This is a genomic window from Alteromonas sp. KUL150, from assembly GCF_009811475.1.
Lineage (GTDB): Bacteria > Pseudomonadota > Gammaproteobacteria > Enterobacterales > Alteromonadaceae > Alteromonas > Alteromonas gracilis.
The window spans coordinates 1-24,478 of the sequence record NZ_BLIJ01000002.1; the positions used below are offsets into that span (position 1 = coordinate 1).

At 44.0% G+C, this 24,478-nt stretch carries 20 protein-coding genes and 1 tRNA gene; 10 read left to right on the forward strand and 11 right to left on the reverse strand.

Annotation, left to right across the window (positions count from 1 at the left end; all coding sequences use genetic code 11):
* Window positions 1-66: 66 nt before the first annotated feature.
* From GVO62_RS00165 to GVO62_RS00185, 5 genes are all read left to right on the forward strand, one after another.
* On the forward strand, window positions 67-1,371 hold the full coding sequence (locus tag GVO62_RS00165) for a putative bifunctional diguanylate cyclase/phosphodiesterase (RefSeq protein WP_159117222.1): 1,305 nt from the start codon (window positions 67-69) through the stop codon (window positions 1,369-1,371).
* A 275-nt stretch (window positions 1,372-1,646) separates the two neighbouring features.
* The gene (gene astE / locus GVO62_RS00170; protein ID WP_159117223.1) at window positions 1,647-2,678 is read left to right on the forward strand and encodes a succinylglutamate desuccinylase; all 1,032 of its coding nucleotides are present in this window, start codon (window positions 1,647-1,649) and stop codon (window positions 2,676-2,678) included.
* The gene (locus GVO62_RS00175) at window positions 2,671-3,081 is read left to right on the forward strand and encodes an HIT domain-containing protein (protein WP_159117224.1); all 411 of its coding nucleotides are present in this window, start codon (window positions 2,671-2,673) and stop codon (window positions 3,079-3,081) included. Before astE ends, GVO62_RS00175 begins: the two co-directional genes overlap by 8 nt.
* A 53-nt stretch (window positions 3,082-3,134) precedes the next feature.
* Window positions 3,135-3,461, forward strand: a complete 327-nt coding sequence (locus GVO62_RS00180; protein ID WP_105930899.1) for a heavy metal-binding domain-containing protein — start codon at window positions 3,135-3,137, stop codon at window positions 3,459-3,461.
* Window positions 3,462-3,611: 150 nt separating this feature from the next.
* Window positions 3,612-6,029 carry an alpha/beta hydrolase family protein gene (locus tag GVO62_RS00185; protein ID WP_159117225.1) on the forward strand — a complete coding sequence of 806 codons (2,418 nt, stop codon included), beginning with the start codon at window positions 3,612-3,614 and terminating at the stop codon, window positions 6,027-6,029.
* A 105-nt stretch (window positions 6,030-6,134) separates the two neighbouring features.
* Here the strand turns inward: GVO62_RS00185 and GVO62_RS00190 are convergent, their stop codons facing one another.
* The 7 genes from GVO62_RS00190 to GVO62_RS00220 form a co-directional block, all read right to left on the reverse strand.
* On the reverse strand, window positions 6,135-7,394 hold the full coding sequence (locus GVO62_RS00190; RefSeq protein ID WP_159117226.1) for a dicarboxylate/amino acid:cation symporter: 1,260 nt from the start codon (window positions 7,392-7,394) through the stop codon (window positions 6,135-6,137).
* 188 nt (window positions 7,395-7,582) lie between these two features.
* Complete coding sequence (locus GVO62_RS00195) at window positions 7,583-7,888, reverse strand: DUF2897 family protein (RefSeq protein ID WP_159117227.1); 306 nt, start codon at window positions 7,886-7,888, stop codon at window positions 7,583-7,585.
* Entirely contained in the window at window positions 7,885-8,583 is a 699-nt protein-coding gene (locus GVO62_RS00200) for a M15 family metallopeptidase (protein ID WP_159117228.1), read from the reverse strand. The genes GVO62_RS00195 and GVO62_RS00200 overlap by 4 nt, the downstream gene beginning before the upstream one ends.
* 15 nt (window positions 8,584-8,598) lie before the next feature.
* Window positions 8,599-9,735: a succinyl-diaminopimelate desuccinylase gene (gene dapE, locus GVO62_RS00205; RefSeq protein WP_159117229.1), complete on the reverse strand. Its 1,137-nt coding sequence runs from the start codon at window positions 9,733-9,735 to the stop codon at window positions 8,599-8,601.
* The gene (locus tag GVO62_RS00210) at window positions 9,729-10,076 is read right to left on the reverse strand and encodes an ArsC family reductase (protein ID WP_159117230.1); all 348 of its coding nucleotides are present in this window, start codon (window positions 10,074-10,076) and stop codon (window positions 9,729-9,731) included. Before GVO62_RS00210 ends, dapE begins: the two co-directional genes overlap by 7 nt.
* Before the next feature lie 282 nt (window positions 10,077-10,358).
* On the reverse strand, window positions 10,359-10,859 hold the full coding sequence (locus GVO62_RS00215; protein WP_159117231.1) for a PTS sugar transporter subunit IIA: 501 nt from the start codon (window positions 10,857-10,859) through the stop codon (window positions 10,359-10,361).
* Window positions 10,860-10,863: 4 nt separating this feature from the next.
* A complete protein-coding gene (locus GVO62_RS00220; protein ID WP_159117232.1) occupies window positions 10,864-11,253 on the reverse strand; it encodes an ACT domain-containing protein in 390 nt (129 codons plus the stop codon).
* A gap of 535 nt (window positions 11,254-11,788) precedes the next feature.
* Between GVO62_RS00220 and GVO62_RS00225 the strand changes: the two genes are divergently transcribed.
* Complete coding sequence (locus tag GVO62_RS00225; protein ID WP_159117233.1) at window positions 11,789-12,148, forward strand: VOC family protein; 360 nt, start codon at window positions 11,789-11,791, stop codon at window positions 12,146-12,148.
* Between the two features lie 70 nt (window positions 12,149-12,218).
* Here the strand turns inward: GVO62_RS00225 and hppD are convergent, their stop codons facing one another.
* The gene (gene hppD / locus GVO62_RS00230; RefSeq protein ID WP_159117234.1) at window positions 12,219-13,292 is read right to left on the reverse strand and encodes a 4-hydroxyphenylpyruvate dioxygenase; all 1,074 of its coding nucleotides are present in this window, start codon (window positions 13,290-13,292) and stop codon (window positions 12,219-12,221) included.
* A 257-nt stretch (window positions 13,293-13,549) separates the two neighbouring features.
* On the reverse strand, window positions 13,550-14,845 hold the full coding sequence (gene hmgA / locus GVO62_RS00235; protein WP_159117235.1) for a homogentisate 1,2-dioxygenase: 1,296 nt from the start codon (window positions 14,843-14,845) through the stop codon (window positions 13,550-13,552).
* A gap of 330 nt (window positions 14,846-15,175) precedes the next feature.
* Between hmgA and GVO62_RS00240 the strand changes: the two genes are divergently transcribed.
* The 4 genes from GVO62_RS00240 (at window position 15,176) to GVO62_RS00255 (ending at window position 18,975) form a co-directional block, all read left to right on the forward strand.
* Window positions 15,176-15,604: a MarR family winged helix-turn-helix transcriptional regulator gene (locus GVO62_RS00240; protein ID WP_159117236.1), complete on the forward strand. Its 429-nt coding sequence runs from the start codon at window positions 15,176-15,178 to the stop codon at window positions 15,602-15,604.
* Between the two features lie 144 nt (window positions 15,605-15,748).
* On the forward strand, window positions 15,749-16,822 hold the full coding sequence (locus GVO62_RS00245) for a patatin-like phospholipase family protein (RefSeq protein WP_159117237.1): 1,074 nt from the start codon (window positions 15,749-15,751) through the stop codon (window positions 16,820-16,822).
* A gap of 158 nt (window positions 16,823-16,980) precedes the next feature.
* Window positions 16,981-17,057: transfer RNA gene (locus GVO62_RS00250), tRNA-Val, on the forward strand.
* A gap of 196 nt (window positions 17,058-17,253) precedes the next feature.
* Window positions 17,254-18,975 (forward strand): sensor domain-containing protein, encoded by a 1,722-nt coding sequence (locus GVO62_RS00255; RefSeq protein WP_159117238.1) that lies wholly within the window; start codon window positions 17,254-17,256, stop codon window positions 18,973-18,975.
* A 113-nt stretch (window positions 18,976-19,088) separates the two neighbouring features.
* Here the strand turns inward: GVO62_RS00255 and GVO62_RS00260 are convergent, their stop codons facing one another.
* Together GVO62_RS00260 and GVO62_RS00265 are read right to left on the reverse strand one after the other, a co-directional pair.
* Window positions 19,089-21,020 carry an EAL domain-containing protein gene (locus tag GVO62_RS00260; RefSeq protein WP_159117239.1) on the reverse strand — a complete coding sequence of 644 codons (1,932 nt, stop codon included), beginning with the start codon at window positions 21,018-21,020 and terminating at the stop codon, window positions 19,089-19,091.
* 408 nt (window positions 21,021-21,428) lie between these two features.
* Window positions 21,429-24,476 (reverse strand): efflux RND transporter permease subunit, encoded by a 3,048-nt coding sequence (locus GVO62_RS00265; RefSeq protein WP_159117240.1) that lies wholly within the window; start codon window positions 24,474-24,476, stop codon window positions 21,429-21,431.
* Between the last annotated feature and the right edge of the window lie 2 nt (window positions 24,477-24,478).

Here is a 24,478-nt window from a genome sequence, read left to right on the forward strand (position 1 = left end):
ATCTATGCGGACTGGTATAAGTAGTTGTTTTTAGTACCTAGAAGCGTAAAGCTCAAGGAAAACATCATGAGCCAACATACATCACTGGCAACTATTCCTAATCGATTCTCGTTTATCGATAGCATTTCAAAAAAAGCATCTAGTAGTGCTTCTATTTCTTTGATGCTGGTGGATGTGGTGCGTTTCTCCGACGTGACCACTAGCTTAGGTATCCATGTTGGCGACCGCTTTCTACTCGAGATAGCAAATCGTATTCAGCTTCTTTTTGGTCAAACCGCTTTTGTAGGTAGGATCAGCGGCGATGTATTTGGCATCGTTTTTCCTAACACGAACAACGAACAATTCATGCGTCAAATGTTTGAACGGCTAGTCGAGCATTTTAAAACACCCATGCACTATGAAGGAACGGCCTTTATTGCAGACTTCAACGTTGGCGTGGTGTGCAGCGGACAGTGCGATTTTGATATAACACACTTTGTTTCTCGTGCAGAAACCGCCCTAAAGCAGGCGAAAGAGAACAAGTACGAAAATTATTATGCGCTGACCAAATCGGATAAAACTGACACAGGAAGAAGCTTGGCGCTTAAAGCGGACCTTAAACGCGCGCTTGCTCAAAATGAACTTGAGTTGTACTACCAACCTAAAGTGGATTTAAAAACGCTTAGCGTAATAGGAGCCGAGTGTCTGTTGCGTTGGAATCACCCATTAGATGGCGTGTTATTTCCGGGCCCGCTTATTGAAGCGGCTGAATCATATAATATGATGAATGAACTCGGTTATTGGACACTTGAACAAGCATTCCGAGCTTTGGTTCAGCTAAACGAACTGAAAATGCCCATTGTTTTGTCGGTAAACATTTCTCCAACCCAGCTTTATGACAATCAGTTAGTGCCCACTTTAACTATGTTAAGTGATACTTACTCCATGCCTTTGTCATCAATCGAGTTGGAGCTGACTGAGGATGTTGCTTTATCAAACTCACTTATGGTGAAAAAACAGTTAGATGAGCTACGCAGTTTAGGCGTATCCATATCCGTTGATGACTTTGGTAAGGGGTATTCTAATCTTGCCTACATAAGAGACTTAACCCTAGACGCATTGAAAATTGACAAGTCATTTGTAATGGAACTAGAGGGTGATCCAGTCAATCGCGCCATTATCGAAGCGGCTAAAATTATCGGTCACGCGAAAGGGTGCAGTGTTGTGGCAGAGGGCATTGAGACAATAGAACAGCTTCACATATTAAGAGAAGTGAATGTATCGCAAGGCCAAGGATACTTGTTTTCAAGGGCCATCCCATTTAATGACTTTGTTACGTTGGCTCAGCAAGAAATAATCATTGGCAATTCGCCCACTCGGTTAAAGGCGTAGCGGTTACGCCTAAATAGAATGTGCATAAAAACAGTGCATACTCTCCCTCTTTCAGTGTGTTAATCCCGCCCTTACTCTTTTCATCAACGTTGCCGTGGCGCTAGCATTTGCGTCAAAATGATCACGTTCAATATTTCTTCGCTACATTAACTATATGGGCGTCATCACCCGCTTACATGTTGCAACAATAAAACATTGAGACTACGTGATTTTACAGGCCTCACTCGGTACACTGATAACAATTTAGATCAGACAGAGTAGTTAAGCAGAAAATCATGCAAGAACTTATTGACAGCGGCAACTTTTTAGCTTTATCTCGCCGCGACTCCGCACTATTCGAACAACCTAGCCATTTTATGCTTTCAAACGGGACGCGGGTCGATATCACCGCACCGGGTATTATTAGCTTTTCTGTAAAGTCTCCCGCCCATCAAAAAAAGCGCATCGTTTTATCCTGTGGTGTACATGGCAACGAGACCGCGCCCATCGAAATTTGTGATGATTTGGTTAAAGGTATTCTTACAGGCGCAATTACCCTGTCCCACGATGTGTTGTTCTTGTTCGGTAATTTGCCGGCGATGGATATTGCAGAGCGCTTTGTTGAAGAAAACATGAACCGTTTATTTAGTGGCGCCCATTCAAAGGGCGAGGGCATGGTCAACGCAGAGCGTGTGCGTGCTAAACAGCTTGAAGACGCTGTAGCATCGTTCTTTGAAGCGGAAGAAGGCATTCGTTATCACTACGATTTGCATACCGCAATTCGCGCATCCAAAAACGAAAAATTTGCTGTTTATCCTTACTTACATGACAGGGTTCATAGCAAAGGTCAGCTTGCATTTTTAGCAGCATGCGGTGTTAAAACTATTTTGCTATCAGAGAGCCCCACAACCACCTTTAGCTATTTTTCATCATACCAATACAATGCCCATGCATTCACCGTCGAGCTTGGTAAAGTTCGTCCATTCGGGCAAAACGATATGCGACGTTTTGAAGATGCGAAAAACGCCATAACGCAGCTTATTACTCAAGATGATTATGCGCCCACGGTTGATATCAACGACCTTGATATCTATCGCGTGAACCAGGTTATAAATCGCAATGAAGAGCAGTTTGAACTTCATTTTGATGATGATATGCCAAATTTCACTGACTATCCCAAGGGCACGGTATTAGCCTCTGAGCCGGGTAAACAATATCTTGCAGAGCAAGATGGTGAGGCTATTGTGTTTCCTAATGCAAAGGTAGCGATAGGTCAACGCGCTCTGCTTACCGTTGTGCCTACTACATTGGATAATCTTGATGTTTAAGTTAGATAGCCGTTTACACAATGATACATTTTTTGTCTGTGATCTCTCGCTATGTCGTGTACTGTTAATGAACGACAGTCAGTTTCCGTGGCTAATTTTAGTGCCTATGAAAAATGATATTGCGGAAATTATCGACTTGTCAGAAGAAGAACAAGTTACCTTATTGCGAGAGTCGGCCCTAGCGTCTAAAGCCTTGCAGGCCCTGTTTTCACCGCTTAAGTTAAATGTGGCTGCACTAGGTAACGTGGTGCGACAGCTTCATGTGCACCATGTTGCGCGGTTTGATACTGATTGTGCGTGGCCAAAACCTGTTTGGGGAAATCAGCCTACCGTGGCATATGACAGCAGTAAAGCGCAGGCGCTTGTTGAGTCGATTCAGCAATGGTTTAAAGACAACAGCTAAACGGCAAAAGCCTTTAAAGCTAAAAATATGGTGCATATTAAAAGGAGTTACACATGATTGTTTCAACTACCCCAACACTAGAAGGGCACAAGATTGAAGCGTATTACGGTATTGTTGTAGGCGAGGCCGTAATGGGCGCAAACGTATTCAAAGATCTTTTTGCCTCTATTCGGGATATCGTTGGCGGCCGCTCAGGTTCCTATGAAGAAGAACTTACTACTGCACGTAAGTTAGCGTTTACAGAGCTAGAGCATGAAGCCAGAAGCATGGGGGCCAATGCGGTAGTTGGTATCGATTTAGACTATCAAGTCATCGGCGATAAAGGCAGCATGCTTATGGTAAGCATTAGCGGCACTGCGGTGAAAACAAGCCCTCTTTAAACGTCAAAGCTCGTAAGCGTCAAAGCTCGTAAACGTTAAAGTATGCGCTTATCAAATATATCAGAGCGAGGTATTAAGCCAGCTGTTTGTTTACAGAGGCGATACCTCGTTTTTTTTAGATATTCTCAATAACTACATTAAGGAAATAGAATGCTAAGAAAATGGATGTTTGTCCTATTTGCCGCATGCTCTTCTCAGCTATTTGCACAGGATGCACTGCAATATCAAAAGCCATCTAAAGAAATTCTTGATCTGGTAGATGTTACGCTAGCACCGGCTACCCTAGTCGATGATGCACAAAAGAATATGGTGCTGTTATTTCGTGACAACTACAAGTCGATAGAAGACTTATCTAAAGAAGAGCTCCGCCTAGCCGGACTTAGAATTGACCCAGCCACTAATATTGGCAGCCGCGTAACTTACTATAATAAACTAGAGGTTCAGCGAGTAGGTAGCAAGGAAAGCCTTACTATCAAAGGTATGCCTGAAACACCGCGATTAACTAATTTCACTTGGTCTCCAAATCAACGGTTTATGGCGTTTACCCACACCGCAAATAATGGTGTTGAGCTGTGGGTGCTTGATATCGAAGCGGCGTCAGCGAGAAAGCTTTTTGATAAACCCATTAATGCGAATATGGGCGAACCCCTGAACTGGAACGCCGATAGCCTTTCTCTTCTTGTAAAAGTTGTGCCAAAAGATAGAAAAGCGTTAATCGACACAAGTATCGCCGTTCCAAGCGGGCCAACAATATCAGTAAGCGACGGTAAAAAAGCACAAAACCGCACGTATCAAGATTTGCTGAAAAACAAAAATGACGAATTTAATTTCGAGCAATTAGCACGTTCTGAAATTTATAAGGTTCCTCTTAATGGTCAGCCTTCGCTTTGGCTTACATCCGGAATGTATGGAGATGTTAGTGTTTCTCCTGCCGGCGATTATGTGATGGTAGAGGAATACAAGCTTCCTTTTTCCTACTTAGTGACTTACAGACGTTTTCCTCACAGCATTAGCCTTTATGATGAAAAAGGTAAGCTAGCTAAAGCACTTGTCGACGTTCCGCTTATTGAAGATTTACCTCAAGGCTTCATGGCGGTTCGCACTGGGCCTCGTGATATTCAGTGGCGCAACGATAAGCCCAATACCATTGTGTATGCTGAAGCGCTAGACGGTGGCGACCCGGAAACAGAGGTCACCCATCGAGACAGGCTTATGCAGTTAGCGCCTCCATTTGATGGCGACGCCGAGCAAATCCTCAAAACAGAAGACAGGTTTTATCGCTTTATTTGGAGCGACGACAGCACAGCCGTCGCTATGGATTATTGGTGGAATACGCGCAATATTAAAACGTATTTGTTTAGCCCTGACCAAAGTAAAACCGCACAGATTATCTCAAACAGAAGCTATCAAGATAGTTACAGTGATCCTGGTAGTTTTGTTACTCGCAAAAATGAATACTTCAAAGATGTTCTTGCTGTAGACGGAGAAAGTGCGTTTTTATTGGGAGAGGGGTTTACACCTGAAGGACAGTTTCCGTTCTTGGATAAATTTAATTTAGAAACGCTTGAAACATCTCGGGTTTATCTAAGTGAGTACACGGACAAATTCGAAGAATTGCGCGATTTCAACATAAATAACGATCGCTTGCTGGTAAGGATCGAGTCGAAACAAGATTACCCTAATTACTATTTCCGAAGCTTAAAAGACAACGCGCTGACTCAACTAACACATTTTTCAAACCCGTTTGAAAGCATTCAAACCGTTAAGAAAGAAGTGATTACTTATCAGCGTAATGATGGCTTAGACCTAACGGGCACGCTGTATTTGCCAACAGATTATGAGGAAGGCAAACGCTACCCGATGATCCTGTGGGCCTATCCTGAAGAATTTAAAGACAAATCAAGCGCGGGCCAAAACACACAAAACCCTAACCGTTTTATTTACCCATGGTATGGTTCGCCAATTTATTGGGTAACAAAAGGTTACGTTGTTCTAGACGATGCATCATTTCCTATTGTAGGGGAAGGTGATGAAGAGCCAAACGATACCTTTAGAACGCAGCTTGTTGCCAATGCAAAAGCAGCAATTGATGCGTTGAACAAAAAAGGGCTGATTGACCCAGAGCGGGTTGCGGTTGGCGGTCATAGCTACGGCGCATTTATGGTAGCAAACCTGTTGTCTCACTCAGATTTATTTGCGGCAGGTATAGCACGTTCTGGCGCCTACAATCGTACGCTTACTCCCTTCGGCTTTCAGTCGGAAGAGCGCCATTACTGGGATGCTCCTGAAGTTTATTATTCCATGTCACCGTTTATGCATGCTGAAAAAATGAAGACGCCTCTTCTGCTCATTCATGGTGAAGCGGACAATAACTCAGGTACGTACCCTATGCAAAGTGAGCGTTATTTTAACGCGCTCAAAGGCTTAGGTGCGGTGACGCGATTAGTTATGTTGCCAAAAGAAAGCCATGGATATCGCGCAAAAGAAAGTGTGTTACATACCCTTTGGGAGCAAGATCAGTGGCTTGAAAAGTATGTGAAAAACAAAGGCACCAAAGACGCGCAATAATTTAGCGATATCTATCGCTGAAACATTAAAAAAGGTGGCTATGGCCACCTTTTTTACAGTAATAATAAATCTTACATAGCGCGTCCAGTGCTCACTGGCCATTCATCAATCTCGCATCTCGTTGATGTCTGTATCTTCAATTGCAGCCGCATCAATGGCAATAGTGTCGATGATCACGGCGCAGGCTGCATCGCCTGTGATATTGAGGGCAGTTCTAATCATGTCGAAAATCCTATCTAAAGCAAATAGTAGCGGTAAGCCTTCAATAGGAATGCCTGCAGCAAGCAACACAGCAACCACCAAAAATGACGGCCCTGGCACGCCGGCTTGACCAACTGCTCCAAGCGTGGAGGTTAGGATAATGGCAATATACGCACCCATAGATAACTCAATATTAAAAAGCTGCGCGAAAAATACGGCGACCAAACCATAATAGATGGCGTTGCCGCTCATGTTGATGGTGGCGCCTAACGGAAGTACAAAGGATGCCGTGGCATTTCTTACACCCAATTCGTTTTCTACTGTGTTCATGGTAACTGGTAGTGTAGCCATTGATGATGCGGTTGATAACGCTACCGCTTGGGGCTTTTTCATTGCCACAAGAAAAGACTTAGCGGATGTCTTTGTGAATATTTGAACAAGCAGCGGATAAACCACAAAGCCAAATACGAAAATAGCTGCTGTAAACACTAAGAATAGTTTGAATACCACCATAAGTGCCGAAAAGCCAAACGTACCTACCGCTTCGGCCATCAAACCAAATACGCCGATAGGCGCTATTTTCATCACACAGTTAATCATCCATACCATGGCATCGACAATGGTGTTTATCCCATTCAAGATAGGCTCACGGTTCTTTTGGGGCTGCTTAGAAAGGGCAATACCGAAGAATAAGCAGAACACCAAAATTTGCAGAATGTTGGCATTAGTTAACGATGCAAAGACGTTGGTTGGTATCATGCCCGTAACGGTGGCCCAAAATGAAGGTAGTTCGCCCTTAGATGCATATTCACCGGAGAACATCCCTTGTACAGATGAAACGTCAATACCCACACCTGGCTTAAAAACTTCACCCATTATTAGTGCGAGCGCCACGGCTAGAGCTGAAGTTAAAGCGAAATAGGCAAGGGTAGATAGCCCAACTTTTCCCGCGTTGGTGCTGTTACCAAGCCCTGCAGCTCCCGATATAAGTGCCACTGCCACGAGCGGGATAACCAGCATTTTTATCAGGTTAATAAAAATGGCGCCCAGTGGTGCGAACATTTCAGCGCTTTCACCCATGAAGGCGCCAGCGGCGGTACCAATAATCATGGCAATGACGACTTGTACGCCAATGTTGCCCAGTAAGGATTGCTTTTTAGACACGTCTAGAACCTCTTAGAGTGTGTTTACAGATGATAGGAAGATAGTGAACGGTTTAATTCGAAGGCTTTTTCTTCAGTGCAAATGTTCATATACATGATTGCTTAATGCGCTTTATTCTTTCGGTGGAGAATAAATTAAGCGTAAGCGTCAAGTGCTACTATCGCTAATGTGGTTATACGTGAAAGATGTTACTTCCCAGATTTCTGGCTGGTTTCACTACTTTCGGCATTCTCGCCATGAGAAGTTCGCTCTTCTTTACTTGGGCTAAGCCGCTGAGAAGTCTGCGATTGAGCTAATGCTGAATTTTCATTTTGCGTATTACTCGATGCATGCGAGCCGCCATTACTCTTGGGCTGATTGTCGTCTTCATCGTCATCAAAAGGTTTAGAAGGCGTGGGAAATTTAAATTTAGCACTATATTTAAGCAAAGTGATATTCCCAATCACAACGCCCAATACCAAAACAATAATGATAATAACCCAGGTCGTACTCATATAAATTCCGTAGGCTCGTGCCCTTTGTTCAAGACATAGCGATTATACAGGGTAGGCAACTGCGGCAAAATACAAGTTTTGCCTTCTATATCGCTTTGCTCAATGGCCTTTGTGAAGCCATCTAAGTTTCTGGCATTTTCAAAAACACGTGCGGTGTTTTCGAAGCTTAAATGCCAAGGCTCCACCGCCACACCGCCAGTATTAACTGAAAACGGGCGATAAAAGCCAAATGTTTCCATATTGTCAGTGAGCCAACAGGAAAGCGTATGGCAAGGGCCTCCCTTTATATATTCGCTTTCGACAAGATTAAACTTACCGCCCCAGTTACGCACGGCGGCTCTGTCGTACACGTCAATATCAGTGCCCCAATGGTGGCGACTGCCGCCCGGTAGCGCAGACCATGTCAAAATTGCGTGTAGCTTTTCGTTATCACTGAGCGCTTCGTAAGACAGTTCGTCGCCTTTGATATCGAGAAGCTGAGCTTGGCCAGTCCATTTGCGGTTAAATATGGCAGTTTGCCTGTCGAAATCGCGAAAACTACTGACTAATTGTAAGTCTATGCCGTCTTTTTGCGCAGCATCCTGCATCGCAAGAAACGGCGATATTACGTCGCGATGCAGCCGATGGCCATTGCCAGCATCAACGAGGGCATCGTTTTGCTGGCCTAACCATGATTGTTCTGATATCGGGTTCATATCTACCAATAGAGGCTATTTCGCCAGCAAGCGTTCTAAGATACCGAAGTACATATCAGCTAGCTGCTCTAAATCAGACATTTTCACGCATTCGTCTATCTTGTGAATAGTGGCATTTACCGGCCCTAGCTCTATCACTTGCGCGCCTGTTGGAGCAATAAAGCGTCCGTCTGAAGTGCCGCCAGCAGTGGAAAGAACCGTCGGAGACCCTTTCACGGCTTTAATTGCACCTTGCGCCGCTTCAAGCAATGCACCAGTATCGGTTAAAAACGGTTGGCCGTTAAACGTCCATTTAATTTCATATTCTAGTTCGTGAGCGTCTAAAATCGCTGTAACCCGTTCAATAAGGATTTGGTCAGTCACCTCGGTTGAAAAGCGGAAATTAAAACATACGTGCAGCTCACCAGGTATAACATTACCCGCACCTGTCCCTGCGTGAATATTAGAAATTTGGAAACTTGTTGGTGGGAAAAAATCGTTGCCGTTATCCCAGTGAGATTTAGCCAACTCATCAAGCGCTGCCATTGCGCTGTGCACTGGGTTTTTTGCCAAATGAGGGTAGGCGACGTGACCTTGAATGCCTTTGACAACCAGATCTCCGGTTAACGAGCCTCGACGACCGTTCTTAACGATATCACCCACTTCATTGGTAGATGACGGTTCGCCAACGATACACCAGTCAATTTTCTCATTGCGAGCTTCAAGGGTATCGATAACGCGGGTTGTACCGTTAATGAAAGGCCCTTCCTCGTCACTGGTAATTAAATAAGCGATACTACCTTGGTGGTCGGGATGTTTATTCACAAACTCCCGTGTAGCAACAAGCATTGCCGCAAGGCTACCTTTCATATCGGCCGCTCCGCGCCCGTGCAAATAACCATCTATTTCCGTTGCGGTAAAAGGCGGCGTTTTCCACGAATCTTCAGGTCCACTCGGCACGACATCGGTATGGCCGGCAAAACAAAAAACTGGGCCTTCTTTTCCTCGACGAGACCACAAATTGGTGGTGTCTTCAAAAACCATAGTTTCATTGTTAAAACCCAGTGCGCCTAAGAATTCACGCATAGCGTCTTGGCAACCGGCATCTTCAGGTGTTACAGAGCGGCGATTAATTAATTGCTTAGCAATATCAATTACAGAGTCGTTTAACAAAATATTTCCTCATACTGAGCTGGTTTAAAGCCAATGTGAAAAGTATTGTTGTGCAAAAGAATAGGGCGCTTCACCATTGCAGGGTGAAGTTCAAGCAACGCCAGGGCTTTATCTTTATCCAAAAACGCCTTTTCTTGTTCGTCTAATTGACGATATGTTGTGCCGCGTTTGTTTACCATAGCTTCCCAGCCTAATTCCGCTTCTGCTCGAACGAGAAAATCGTTATCGATACCGTCTTTGCGATAATCGTGAAATGAAAACGAAATGCCATTGTCAGTTAACCATTTTTTAGCTTTTTTTATGGTATCGCAGTTTGGGATCCCGTAAAGGATAGTGCTCATGATGAATTCTTCCGTACTACTTAGTTGTATTTACAAAGAAGGCACTATTTTCAACAGTGCCTATATTGGGCGCTAATCTTAAGATGACTGATACTGTATAGAGATAACAAAGCTCCATCTAAAGCAGCGCACCGAAAATTCGTTGACCTTTTGCTACATCATACAAGCTGTTAGTACGTTGATAAACTTACTTACCATGTATTTTTAACGCAGAGGCATTAAGACATGTTGAACTTTGCGTTACGAATTTTGGGCTTAATGGACTGAAAATATCAACACGCACTATAGGTAGAGGGTGAAAAGGACGTCGGTTCCGGCTTCTAGAAATCGTTGATGAGTAGGCAACACGCCAAGAAGTGCCTGCGAATTAAGCACGGTTAGCACACAGATATTGCTGACCCCTCGCTGTTTAAGCCACGCAGAATTTACGGTAAATAGGGGCTGTTTAGTGGATATAGCGTCTCCAGGTGTTAGCGAGCCCCCAAACTGTGCGCCGTGAAGATGACTTGTGTCACCCCCGTATTTCACTCTACATTTAAGACCCGCTTTTGACTGTATATCAACAGCATAGTCTAGGGGAGCCACGCTCAGCACTTTTCCATCAAATGGTGATACTACGGTATTAGAAGTAGACGTTACCGCAGCGCCAGGTCCCATGTAACCTTTTTTGAAAAAGGGCTCATCTACTTGTGAAATAGGGATAACCTGACCTGAAAATGGGCTTAGCGTAGTAAATTCTTTAGTGAATTTATCTGGTGCGTTCTGAAGTTGTTTGGCGTTCACAGGTCTAATGGTCCTCATTTACCGAGTAGCCCGCTTCTTTTAAAGCTCTTATCGCGACTCTTAACTTTTTATCTTTAACAAGAAAGAAGTCAGTTTCGAATGTTGATACAACAAAGATTGCCACTTTCGCCGAGGCAAGTACCTCACCAATTTGCGCCATTATGCCTACCATCGATAGATGTAACGGACCCAAAAGCTCTAACGCTCGCCACCCCTCGTCACTATCAAGTGAATCAACTTCGACGGAGTCGGGAACCACAATTGATAGCTCATCCTCTGTTTTACCCAAGAAAAAAAGGGGGCTATTGAGAACAGAAGCTGGAATATTACTCTGGGGATCTAAGCTGTGAATAGTGAATAATGATTCTCTGACTAAAAGCGTTTGTTTGGGCATGAGAAACCAAGAAAATGAAAACTTCGAAGATGTTCACATTAAACCACTAACTGTGGCTAACTTCTACGTGTTATCCACTTAATCTGTGGATAAGTTTGTTGAGTAGTTTGGGGTCTTATTCTAAGTATTTGAAATATATATATTAATTAAACTGTACAAACAATGTGCAGTGGATAACATTCTCGATTTAACAAGCATTTTCCACAGGCTGTGTCTACCATTAAAATAGAAAATGTTTAGCCTTTTTGCAATTTCTTCCCTTGACAATAGTCGGTTTTTTCAAAAAATCCCGCGTCGGGAATTGAGTGAATGCTTGATTGATCTATCTACAAATCGACTTCCGGACCACCGTCAATAGTAAAAATATCGACGTGCGATCGATTAACAGTGACTATGCAGTGAATATTTATTGGCATATGCACTTTCTCATCAAGAAAGGTTCAACTACTCGTTAAGCACTAATTCAAAAACGTCTGCTGCCGTTTACGCTATATTTATAGTTTGAAACCCAACTTTCATGTGAGGAAGGGAAATTATGGCCGATTCAGCATGGTGCGATATTACCACAGAAGATGCAGACCAACTTGTGCGCTTTTATGAAGCCGTTATGGGCTGGAAAAAAGAAGCAATAGATATGGGGGGCTACAGTGATTATGTGGTAATGAAACCCGATGGCACGCCAGTAGGGGGCATCTGTCATAAGCGGGGCGTAAATGCCGACTATCCTAGCGGGTGGATAAATTATTTTACCGTTGACAGTTTAGAGGTTGCTTTAGCGGCAGCGGTGGAAAACGGCGGGGCCCAAATGGGTAAAATTCGGCATCATGGGAGCGACAGTTTTTGTGTAATTACAGATCCCAGCGGGGCGGCTTGCGCGCTTTATGAGAAAGGATAGGGATGAGGGCAGAACAACGCAGTCAAAAACGACGTGCCCTGCCTTCAATACTTTTTCTTTGTGATGAAGGTTACTTGTTTAACACGCCGCGATTTACCTGGTCGCGCTCAATTGATTCAAATAACGCTTTGAAGTTACCTTCTCCAAAGCCTTCATCTTGTTTTCGCTGGATAAACTCAAAAAACACAGGGCCGAACACTGTCTCAGAAAAAATCTGAAGTAATAGTCTTGGCTCGCCATTTTCTGTAGTGCCGTCTAATAAGATGCCTCGTTTTTGCAACTCATCGACATTTTCACCGTGTCCTGGAAGGCGCTCTTCAAGCATGTCGTAGTAAGTATTTGGCGGGGGCGTCATAAATTTCATGCCCTTCGCTCTGAGCTTATCTAAGCAGGCCACTAGGTCGTCACAGGCGAATGCAATGTGCTGGATCCCTTCGCCGTTGTATTTCATCAAAAACTCTTCGATTTGACCGCCTCCACCAACGGCTTCTTCGTTTAAGGGGATGCGGATTTTGCCATCAGGCGCTGTCATCGCTTTAGACAATAGCCCTGTATATTCGCCTTTGATATCAAAATAACGAATTTCTCTGAAGTTAAATAACTTTTCATAGAATCCAGCCCAAAAGTCCATGCGCCCGCGATAAACGTTGTGAGTAAGGTGATCTAGCGTATGAAAACCACAGCCTTCAGGATGACGGTTAACGCCCTCAATCCAGTTAAAATCGATATCATAAATGGTATTTTCGCCTTGGTACCTGTCGATTAGATACAGCATAGCGCCGCCAATGCCCTTAATGGCCGGAAGTTTTAACTCCATCGGGCCAGTGTGTGTGTCCATAGGCTGTGCACCACGTGAAAGGACTTCTTTATAGGCGTGCTGAGAATCTTTTACGCGAAATGCCATACCACACGCAGACGGGCCGTGTTCTTCCGCGTAATACCCTGCATGACAATTTTTTTCGTAGTTACTTAATAAGTTGATATCACCCTGACGCCATAGCTCTACGTCTTTTGACTTGTGGCGAGCAACGCGGGTAAATCCCATTGCCTCGAAAATTGGTTCTAACATTCCCTTCTTAGGCGCTGTGAATTCCAAAAATTCAAACCCGTCTAAACCAATGGGGTTTTCAAATAAATCAGCCATAGCGTTACATCCTCAACGTAAAACACATTTTATAATTGTTAGCTGATTGTAAGTGCCCAGTGAAAAAGCAAGCAATAGCAGACATGACAACGGGTTTGTGCGCTGGAAAGCTCGACTGTAACGTTTTGTTTTCAGTTGCTGCTTTAAAGCGCAATAATCCACTCTTTTTTCAATCTATGCCACTGTTAAAAAACAAAAAAATGAAGATTGGTTTGCAATCTTATGTGTCCATAAAACAATACATTGAAGGAGAAGCGCTACTTCTCTCCGTTATAGTATTTTTTAAGACCTTTCCAACAAGCAAGATAATCACGCTGTCGTAAATCACTGTTCATGGCGAACTCGGTTGGCGCTATGGCGTATCGAGACTCGAACATAAACGCCAATGTATTTTCATAACGCTGAGGTGAAAGAGAAGCATTGGACGCTTTTTCGAAGACTTCTGCCTCTGGACCGTGAGGAGTCATGCAGTTGTGCAGGCTCATGCCCCCTGGTACAAAACCGTGTTCTTTGGCGTCATACATTCCCTCAATTAACCCCATAAACTCGCTCATTATATTTCTATGATAGTAAGGCGGGCGGAATGTATGTTCTGCAACCATCCACCTAGGCGGAAATATTACAAAATCTACGTTTGCCGTGCCCTCAAGTTCTGAAGGTGACGTAAGTACGGTAAATATAGAGGGGTCGGGGTGATCAAAACTTACGGTGTTCACTACGTTAAACCGCGAAAGATCGTACTTATAAGGCGCAGAATTTCCTACCCATGCCACGACGTCGAAAGGTGAATGGTCGAGCTGTGCTTCAAACAGATTGCCACAGAATTTATTTATCATAATATGCGGCGTATCGTTGTCCTCAAACCATGCGGTGGGATAGCAAAAATCTCTTTGGTTAGCGTAGCCATTTGCGCCAACAGGGCCGCGTTCGGGTAAAACAAAAGGGTGCCCGTAGTTTTCACAAATATAACCTCGTATGGGACCATCTAGCGGATTGATAGCAAAGCGCACGCCACGGGGAATAACCGCAATTTCACCTACCGATAGGTGTAGCTTTCCAAATTCTGTCGTAATTTCCATTTTGCCGAGCTGGGGGACGAAAAGCATTTCACCGTCCGATGAATAAAACACGCGATTTTGCATATTGGCGTTGGCACTGTAGCAGTGAATGCCTATTCCTACTTGAGTTTTGGCATCGCCATTGGTGGCAATGGTAACGAGAGAATCAACGAAATCAGTATCTTGCTGTGGAAGCGGAATAGGGTCCCATCTAAGCACATTAGGAGGACAGGGAATGTCAGTCTCGGGTGCTGTGCGCACTAAGCCGTTGTCTATTTTTGTAAAGTCTCCCATGGCGATAGAAGGTCGAAGTCGGTATGTCCAGCTTCGGCGGTTTTCGGCTCTGGGTGCAGTGAAAGCAGTGCTGCTGAACTGCTCAGCGTAAAGCTTATAGTTTACCTTCTGTGGGCTGAATTGCCCTTTAGGCAGCGCCCCAGGCAAGGCTTCGGTTTCATGTTCGTTATTAAACCCGGTTAAATACGATAAGTTTTCCATAAAGCTTTCCACTATTAGGTCTCGAAGGCAGCTATGCGCTGAAATTAGTTACAAATGAAACTATATGAACTAGGCTAGAGGTAAATGAAATGTAAATCAATAAAGGTGGTAGCGCAGTTTTTTCGTATATTTAACGTTTTGGTAAGCAAGGTTTACAAAGGTATCAATCATAAGCGCGCTAGTAATAAATACATTGCTAAAAACAAAGGCATAGAAGCGCTTTAAAACTGCAACACTGTTAACCTTTTAGTGGTAGGGCTTTAGAGCTTAATTATTGTGTACGAAACATACGCAAATATTAGTCGTTTTATAAAAATCAGGAGTAACGAGGTGCAGTTAAATGACATGCTTGCCTACAAAGTCGCAATGTTGGCTAGCGATCTAAGCGGCTCTCTTGCGAGAGAATATGAGGCCTATCAACTTACAATGCCTGAGTGGCGTGTTATGGCAACGCTCGGTGCATGCCTAGAGGGCTCTCAAAGTAAGTATAAAACGGCGAAAGAGATAGCCCATGCTACCCGCTTGGATAAAGTGCAGGTTTCTCGTGCAATAGAACGGTTAAATAAGAATGGCGTGGTGAAAAAAAGGCTGAGTAAAAAGGACAAAAGGTCTAGCCTAATCGCGCTATCAAAAGAGGGAAAAGCAATGTATGAGCAGATAATTCCTCGCGTAGTGGAATGGCAAAACAAGCGACTCGAAAATATCACTGATGATGAGTATCGCGTATTTCTAAAAGTGATAGAAGCGCTTACCCCTTAGTTTATCAAGCATAGGCCGTTACTAGTGTGGTCTGAACAGCACATAAGAAAAGGCTTTGACAGTTACTTTTACCCTTTTTGCTGTTAAATTCCATCGGAATAGACAAAACAGCGGGTTTTCACCTGTTAGCAGCAAGGAATTTAAGTGGCACCGTTAGACATATATGCAGGCAAAAAAGCACGTGAAGTAATTATGAAAAACGGCTTTCGTCCGGAATTATTTAATTACTTTTTAGGCGCTTCTGGTGGACCAAAATGGTTTTCTCTTGCAGGTTTAGACCGTGTACTGTTTCCTGAGTGGTTTGCCAACATCGAACATCAGATTCACGTTATAGGTTCATCTGCTGGCGCGTTTCGCGCAATATGCGCGGTGCAAAACGATCCTCTTGCTGCAATTAACCGCCTTGCATCATCTTATTCAACCACCACGTACAGTGAAAAACCAACGCCAAGAGAAATTACTGCTAAAGCAGAAGATCTGTTGAAGGAAATGGTAGATGAGAAAGGTAAGCAAGAGGTCTTGTCTAATCCTCGCTTCAAAGCTCATCTTATTGTAGCAAGGTGCCTAGGTGCCACTCGCTTTGAAAGCAAATTCAGACAGCTTTCAGGGCTTGCAATGAGTGCTGCGGCTAATACGGTAAATAGGAAGAACCTTTCTCGCTTATATACGCGATACGTTTTCTCTACACCCGATACAAATTTTGCCATAAAAGACCCTTACGCGCTGCCCACGAAGTACCACGATTTAACGCACGGAAATATCCACAGTGCTTTATTGGCATCTGGCTCTATTCCAGTTGTTATTGAGGGGGTTCAAAATATTGAGGGGGCCCCACCTGGGATGTATAGAGATGGTGGGATAGTCGATTACCATTTTGATCTGTCATTTGGGCCCGATGAAGGCTTAGTTTTATATCCTCACTTTTACGATAAGCCCATCCCTGGTTGGTTTGATAAGGGATTAAAAGGCAGAGTGCCTCATCAATCTAGCTACGACAACGTGGTTATGCTAGTTCCGTCAGCCTCGTTTGTTGCTAATTTACCCTACAGTAAAATACCTGACCGGAAGGATTTTGAAGTTCTTGATGCAGACACCCGAATTAAGTACTGGCAAACAGTGCTTCAAGAAACTGACAGGTTAGGGGAGTACTTTATGCGCGCAGTAAATGACGGCACGCTGGTTGACTCAATTAAACCATTACCTTTTAAGATGAGATAAATAACCCCCCCAAACCACTAAAAAACAATCGAATTGCTGTCAAATTAGTCACTTGAACGTTGTTTTGTGAAGTTTTCCTTGCAGGTGGTGCCTGCGCTAAGTATTATACGCGGCGTTGTTAGGCATTCGCAGACCTTTCTGGTTTAGCAACATGTAATGCGTCTATAGCTCAGTTGGTTAGAGCGCTACCTTGACATGGTAGAGGTCCCCTGTTCGAATCAGGGTAGACGCACCATCTAATCCCTCTATCGAAACACATTAATCCTCCTTAACACATATTTTGTAACACTTTCGCAGCGCTGATTTCTCGAATCCTGGCTTTCATTTTAAAAACCAGTTTCTGCTAGTCAGTTATTTTAGACTACACTTTAGCAGTGGCAGTTATTTTTGCTTAAGATGCTTTTATGTAGTTTAGCACGCGAGGGAGTTAGATGAGCTTAACGGAATACAGAGAACCCGCTTCATTTTTAGAACATGATTCAGCCGAAAGGCGGTTCTTGCAGCTTATCAGTGCCCTTCCTAAAGTATCAGTTCAAGGTTATGACAAAGCGCGAAACGTTATTTACTGGAATAAATCAAGTGAAGATATTTATGGCTACAGCGAGTGTGAAGCCATTGGCCGTAAACTAGAAGACTTAATTATTCCAGACTTTATGAAAGCAGATGTGATTAAGTTGCATCAACGCTGGATTGAATTCGGTGAAGCGATACCGTCTGAAGAGTTGGTGTTGAAAAAAAAGGGAGGGGAGCCTGTACACGTTTTTTCGTCTCACGTGATGTTAAAAGAAGATACCGACTCCCCGGAAATGTATTGCGTCGATATCGATTTAAGTGAGCAGCATGCTGTGCGTCAAGAGCTAGAGCGCATGGCATCGACAGATTTGCTGACAGAATTACCAAACCGTCGATTACTCAAGCAATTCCTTGCAAATGCAATAAGTGAAGCATCGACAAATAACTTAAGCTTTGCGCTATTTTTCATTGATTTAGACATGTTTAAAGAAATCAATGACACCCTTGGGCATACATGGGGCGATGAGCTTCTTCGTGCTGTTGCTGAGCGTTTATCTGACTGTATAGACAGTGATGGCTTGCTTACTCGTTTTGGTGGAGATGAATTTGTTTATGTAGCTACCAACATAAGTGATGAGAGTGATTGTGAAGATATCGCAAAAAACCTTTCCTGTTGTTTTAAACAAAGCTTTCAGCTAAGCGCTGAAAATATTCACATTACCTCTAGCATCGGCATAAGCTTGTATCCTAAACATGGCCAAGAAATTGATGATCTGCTTAAAAATGCAGATGTTGCCATGTACCAAGCCAAGGCTGAAGGGCGTAATCGCTATCACCTCTTCACCCATGCATTGAGTCAGCAGTTGCGACAGCATAGGGATATTGCGGCAAACCTACGTACATCGCTAAGTAACAACGAGTTCGAATTGCTTTACCAGCCTCAGTATGATTTGAAAACAGGAAAGGTGGCATCGTGCGAAGCGCTACTTAGATGGCGGCCTCAAAATGAAAGCCTCGCAGTTCCACCGAATGTCTTTATTCCTATAGCTGAACGCAGTGATTTAATAGTGCAAATTGGTAATTGGGTGCTAGAAAACGCTTGTCAGCAGGCGAGATTATGGAAAGAAAAGGGGATTGAGGTTCGTATAGATGTAAATGTCTCTGGTAAAGAACTAGAAAAAACGGCGTACTTTGAGCGCCTTGCGGATTGCCGAAATCAATATCATTTATTGCCCAAGGATATTGGTTTAGAGCTCACTGAAAATATCCTTATAAAGTCAGACAATGCAATACTAGAAAACCTTCGACATCAACGAGACTTAGGCGTTGAGATTTCTCTAGACGATTTTGGTACAGGTTATTCATCGCTTAGTTACTTAAAGCACTTTCCCGTTAGCCATTTAAAAATCGACCGATCCTTTTTAAAAGGCGCGCCGGAAAAAGCCTTTGATAGTGCATTAATGGAAGCAATAGTGAACGTTGGTCATAAGCTGGATTTGTTCATCGTTGTTGAGGGGGTTGAAACAGAACAACAGTCCGACTATTGCAAATCGCTGAATGTAGAATTTGTTCAAGGCTATTTATATTCAAAACCCATAAGTGCTGACGCGATGGAGGCGCTACTTAAAAAGCAAGGTTAGTGTGCTAGCGCTTCGGCAGTGCTAGCACTTCTCACATTCTTCGCTACACCATATGTCGCAATGATAATGAAAAGTGCCAAGGCATCTTCGCTACCTGAAGGTGGTTTTAAAGGCTAATAAACATTCCAAAGCGCTGGTTTAGCAAAGTAATAGCCCTGCTGATGTTCAACCCCAAGCTTTGTGAGCGCTATCGATTCAGCTTCAGTCTCTACCATCTCCGCAATGACTTTAATATTGAGGTTCTTCGCTATGCTGATAAGGCTAGAAACAAAGAGCTGATTATCTTTGTTAGTGTGAATGCCCTGCGTAAGCCTTCCAGAAAGTTTAACGAATTGAGGTTGAATTACCCTTAACCCAGAAAGCGACGCGAAGTTATCGCCAAAATGCTCTATGGTAATTCTGCAACCAAGTCCCATCAGGTGGCGGCAAAGCAGTTCTGTATACTCTCTTTGCTGTATCAAAGCTGCATCTTCAATCTCAAAGAATAACTTCGAGCAGAGGTTTTCCCGCTGCGTTAGTTCTTTAACCAACCACTCTCTAAACTCACGATTGGCAATGGACGTAATGCTTAGGTTTATCGCAACTTGTTGAGAAGTTACTTCCATCTTTTTAAAAACGATATTTGTTACTAACTTATCAACTTCCGGTATTAGGTCTAATCGCTCAGACGCAGGAATGAGCTGAGACATAGGAATAACTTCGTTTGTCTTTTTGTCTTTAAATCGCCCAGATGTTTCGTAATAAGCGGGCATGTTTTTTTCGATATCCATGACGGGCTGTATCATGATATCAGCATACTGTTGCGAAACGATGTGATTAAGGCGCTCACGCCACTGTGAGTTACTGTGCACATGTGCAATATCAGATGCCAGTTGCCAGCCGTTTTTGGTCTTCATCGAAGCGAGCAGCGCGCTATCTACGCTTTCCATAACTTGTTGCATAGTCATCGAGCCGGTAAATCGCGTAACGCCAATCCACGTAGCCTTAGTTCCGTCTCTAAGTGGAGTAACGCTTGCGCATTGTGTAGAAATGTTCGTGAGAACCAAGTCTCTTGTTGGCTTTTCCATTGGCTCGCTAATTAGCGCAAAATCGCCGCCTGACAAGCGAAAAACGAAACGAATGCTGCTGTTATTCTTTGTCTCTTCCATCAATATATTGGTTATGGCTTTAACATAGTTGTCACCGGGCACCATACCTAGCTTGGTATTTATGTTGGCAAGTTGTGCTAACCGAACAACAATGAGTTCTTTCTCTTGCGACGTTGCGTTTTCATTTAGCAGCGCTCGCATATGGCGTTCAAAAGCCCCTCTATTTGAAAGCCCGGTTAATGCGTCTTTACTCGCTTCTTTTTTAAAGAGCTCAGCTTGGCGTGTTAAATCATCAAATTTCGAGGCGAGGGTGGCTGCCAGGTTATTAACGGTGATGCTCAGCGATTCGAAATCTTTAGCTGACGTGTTAGCGTCAGGTGATGTGAAGTTATGACCGCCCATGTCACTCAGCTTTCTAATAACATCATTAATAGGGCGTAACGCCGATTTAGTCAAAACCGTAACGAGTAGATAAACGATAAAAGAAAGCGACATAAAAATAGTGGCATTTTTAATAACAATCGCAGTAAATTTGCTGTATGTATCGTGCTTATCTGATGTGACAACCAGATAACTGTCGTTATTCGGCAATGCAATACGTTTTTTAAACGCGGGCGCTGGGTCGATTAACGAAAACCAAGATGGAATAGGGCCTGTAGATGCACTCTCATGACTAACGCTCACATTGCCTTCTTCGTCTGTAACATTCGCAGATGCGATGGATGGTCTCGCTGCCAACGTTTCCGCCACAGCACTTAACATCATTGACTTTGTTTGCGAAGAAGCGGGCGTCGCATTCGTGGCTTTCGTGTAGCTAGCCAGCGCTTTCTCAGTTACATTGCTAATCAACGTTGACGTGTTTGACTGAAGCAGCCGTAATTCAGCGACAGACAACGCAATAAACGCAATAAACATTAGGGCAATAATGCCCCAATTAATTCGACTAGATAGCTTCATTATTAGCAGTCATCTCCTTTAACTGAGAACTTCACGTTTGCTTGAACGATTGCATGCACTGACGTACAACCCCTGAATAGCTATTTAATACCAAAGCAAAATGGCGCGACATCTTTTTTTAATTAACGTCATGTGCCCTAATTGTAGCTTATAGAATGTGTGAGTGCTATTTACACAATGTAACCACAAATGTATAGCAAAACAAAATGTTAAGCGAGTGATAATGACTCTGTAGACTCAAGCTACCTAATCTAAATTACGCTTTAGGTTGATGTTAAAATAGCGGTGTTGATGGTAGTGTAATAAAAAAGCCAGCGTAATTAAGTAAACTCAATACGCTGGCTTTCAGTTTGCGTTTTTTGCTTTCGCATCCACCTTAAACGCGCGTTAAAGCTTATAAGCAAATGGTCATTCAGACTTAATACCGTGGAACGTGCAGTGCAGCACTGGTAAAATAAGCAGTGTTAGCACGGTGGCGACGGTCAGACCAAATACAATGACGACCGCCATTGATGCGAAGAACGCGTCAGAAAACAGTGGGATCATACCCAATATAGTAGTAATAGCCGCCATAGAAACAGGGCGAACACGAGACACTGACGCGGTAACAACCGCTTCAAATGCGCCGCTATCGCCCTTGGCTTGCACGTTAATCTCTTCCATCAACACAATGCCGTTTTTAAGCACCATACCAATAAGGCTCAAGCTGCCAAGCAGTGCCATAAAAGTAAACGGTGCACCCACTAATACTAAGCCGCCAATAATGCCGATGGTGGTAAGCGGTATTACGCCCCATATCGCTAACGCTTGGCGAAGTCTGCCAAAAAGGAGCACGGTAATGATAAACATACCCAAAATACCAATCGGCATACTCGCGAAGAGGGCGCTCTGCGCATCGCGAGAGGTTTCATATTCGCCGCCCCATTCAATGCGATAGCCATCAGGCAGTTTAAGTTCTTCTACAAGAGGGCGAACTTTCGCTTGCACGCTAGCTGCCGTTTCTCCGGATAAAGGCATGGGTTCAGCATAAACTGCCAGCATACGCACCCGATTACGGCGTTTGATGATAGGGTTATCAAGCGATACATCAACGTTACTGATCACGTCGGCCATGCTGATGTACTTACCTTGTTCTTTGCTCCATACGTTAAGAGAGGCAAGGTTGTCGATATCATAGCGTTGGTTTGGATCATTGCGCATGATAATGGGGATTAAATCGCTACCTTCGCGATAAAGCCCAACTGTTTCACCTTCGTTGTTAAGTAGAAACGCAGTGTGAACGGCATCTCGTGTTACGCCGATACGTCGGGCTTGTTCTTCCAAAAATACAGGTTCGACAAAAGGAACTTTATTGCTCCACGACAGGCGAACGCTGTCCATAGTTTTCTCTGCTTGAAATATGGCTTCAATATCGCTGCTGATCTCACGCAAAATTTCAGGCTCTGGCCCGTAAATTCTCGCTTCAATTGCCGCTTTTGCAGAAGGGCCTACTTGAAGTGCTTTTACTTTGTATTGCACATTAGGGAAGTCTTCTCGCACCAACTCAATGATTTCTCGCATACGCGCGTCGCGCGACTCAACCGTATTGGTCTCAACAATGAGCTGTCCATAACTGGCATATCTATCTTCTGGCGCATAGGTCAGAGTAAGCCGCTGTGCACCACCGCCTATAACGCTAGTAATATTAGCTATGTCCTTCATGTCCAACACCTTGGACTCTAGGCGTCGTATCGACTGCTCGGTGGTTAAAATATCGCTGCCTTCGGGCAGCCACAAATCGACAAAGAAAAGGGGAGTAGACGAATCTGGGAAGAATGCGTTTTTCACAAATTTACCTGACGCCATGCTGCCGACTAGTGCAACGAGTACCAGTACTATTGTCGCGTAACGATGATTAATCGCAGCAGTAAGCACGCGTTTATATACCGTGAAAATAATGCCCTTGTATGGGTCGTCATCTTCATCATTAGCGCCACGTTCTTTTTCAGTTTTAAACAGCAGGTCGAAAAAGAAAGGCGTAATAGTAAGGGCTGTTATCCAGCTTAAGAAAAGCGAGAAGCAAAGCACCCAGAAAAGTGAGCCGACGAATTCACCTGTGGCATCGGGTGATAGACCAATAGGCGCAAAAGCAGTGATGGCGATAACGGTAGCGCCAAGAAGCGGTAAACCGTTTTGAGACACCACGTCTTTCGCCGCCTGAAGCTTGGTCTGCCCTTTTCTAACACCAATTAACATACCTTCAGTTACCACAATGGCGTTGTCGACCAACATGCCAAGGGCAATGATAAGGGCGCCCAAAGAGATTTTTTGTAACTCAATGCCTTTTACCGACATCAAAATAAAGGTGCCAAGAATAGTCAGTACAAGAATGAGCCCCATCAATACGCCACTGCGCCAGCCCATAAAAAGAAGAAGCACAAAGATGACGATGGCTACCGCTTCAACAAGATTAATCAGGAAACCGGTAACAGAATCATCTACCACGATTGGCTGGTTGTAAACGGTGTTAAGCGTCATCCCTAATGGCATGCGCTGTTCTAATTCGGAAATTTTAGTATCTAATCGCTTGCCCACATCCACCACATTCACTGCTGAAGCGAACGATACACCAATGGAAAGGGCAGGTGTGCCAGAACTGTGATAAAGAATAGACGGCGTGTCGTTAAGTTTTCGCTCAATAGTCGCGATATCCGTTAGGCGAATAAGGCCACTTGCAGGTGAGCCAATCACTACCTGGCCGAGGGCTTCTAAGTTGTCAAACTCGCCAGTTGGCTGAATGGACAGGCGTTTACCTTGCACTTTGATCGAGCCTGCGTTGCCCACAACATTTTGCGCAGTTAACAGGCCAGCAATCGACTCAGCCGAAACGTTAAGGGCTTTCATTTTATCGTGATCTAACGACACGATGATTTGCTCACGGACCGTGCCCGCAATAGAAACCTTTTTAACCCCTTCAACCAGCTGTATTTCCCGCTGCATCAAGTCGGCAAAGTCTTCCATTTGCTTAAGCGAATAATCTTCACTTTTTAAAGTAAGTAATAAGCCAAATACATCGCCAAAGTCGTCGTTCACGATGGAGGTACTTGTTCCAGGGGGCAGTGACGCTTGAGCGTCTCCTACTTTGCGGCGCAAATTGTCCCAATACTGTTCTAAATCTTTTGCCTGAACACCGCTTTTAAGCTCAACGGTGATCTGTGAAAGGCCTACCATGTTGACCGAGCTAATGCGCTTAACATTGGGTATTCGCTGAATAGCCTTTTCAAGTTGCAGAGTGACTTCCTCTTCAACCTGTTCTGGTGTCGCGCCCGGATATTGTGTAATAACAAGGGCATTTCGAATGGTGAACTCGGGAAATTCAAGCTGACCTAAGCCTAAAAAAGTAACTACGCCGCCCACACCCAAAATGATGGCGACCATCCAGCTAATAACCTTTTGACGAAAAAAATACTCGACCATGA

Bases quoted from the DNA above. Each gene is read 5' to 3' on its own strand.
- GVO62_RS00265 (WP_159117240.1), bottom strand. From the start codon at position 24,476: ATGGTCGAGTATTTTTTTCGTCAAAAGGTTATTAGCTGGATGGTCGCC.
- GVO62_RS00175 (WP_159117224.1), top strand. From the start codon at position 2,671: ATGTTTAAGTTAGATAGCCGTTTACACAATGATACATTTTTTGTCTGT.
- GVO62_RS00210 (WP_159117230.1), bottom strand. From the start codon at position 10,076: ATGAGCACTATCCTTTACGGGATCCCAAACTGCGATACCATAAAAAAA.
- GVO62_RS00195 (WP_159117227.1), bottom strand. From the start codon at position 7,888: ATGAGTACGACCTGGGTTATTATCATTATTGTTTTGGTATTGGGCGTT.
- hmgA (WP_159117235.1), bottom strand. From the start codon at position 14,845: ATGGAAAACTTATCGTATTTAACCGGGTTTAATAACGAACATGAAACC.
- GVO62_RS00165 (WP_159117222.1), top strand. From the start codon at position 67: ATGAGCCAACATACATCACTGGCAACTATTCCTAATCGATTCTCGTTT.
- GVO62_RS00260 (WP_159117239.1), bottom strand. From the start codon at position 21,020: ATGAAGCTATCTAGTCGAATTAATTGGGGCATTATTGCCCTAATGTTT.
- GVO62_RS00220 (WP_159117232.1), bottom strand. From the start codon at position 11,253: ATGCCCAAACAAACGCTTTTAGTCAGAGAATCATTATTCACTATTCAC.
- GVO62_RS00255 (WP_159117238.1), top strand. From the start codon at position 17,254: ATGAGCTTAACGGAATACAGAGAACCCGCTTCATTTTTAGAACATGAT.
- hppD (WP_159117234.1), bottom strand. From the start codon at position 13,292: ATGGCTGATTTATTTGAAAACCCCATTGGTTTAGACGGGTTTGAATTT.
- GVO62_RS00185 (WP_159117225.1), top strand. From the start codon at position 3,612: ATGCTAAGAAAATGGATGTTTGTCCTATTTGCCGCATGCTCTTCTCAG.
- astE (WP_159117223.1), top strand. From the start codon at position 1,647: ATGCAAGAACTTATTGACAGCGGCAACTTTTTAGCTTTATCTCGCCGC.
- GVO62_RS00225 (WP_159117233.1), top strand. From the start codon at position 11,789: ATGGCCGATTCAGCATGGTGCGATATTACCACAGAAGATGCAGACCAA.
- GVO62_RS00200 (WP_159117228.1), bottom strand. From the start codon at position 8,583: ATGAACCCGATATCAGAACAATCATGGTTAGGCCAGCAAAACGATGCC.
- GVO62_RS00180 (WP_105930899.1), top strand. From the start codon at position 3,135: ATGATTGTTTCAACTACCCCAACACTAGAAGGGCACAAGATTGAAGCG.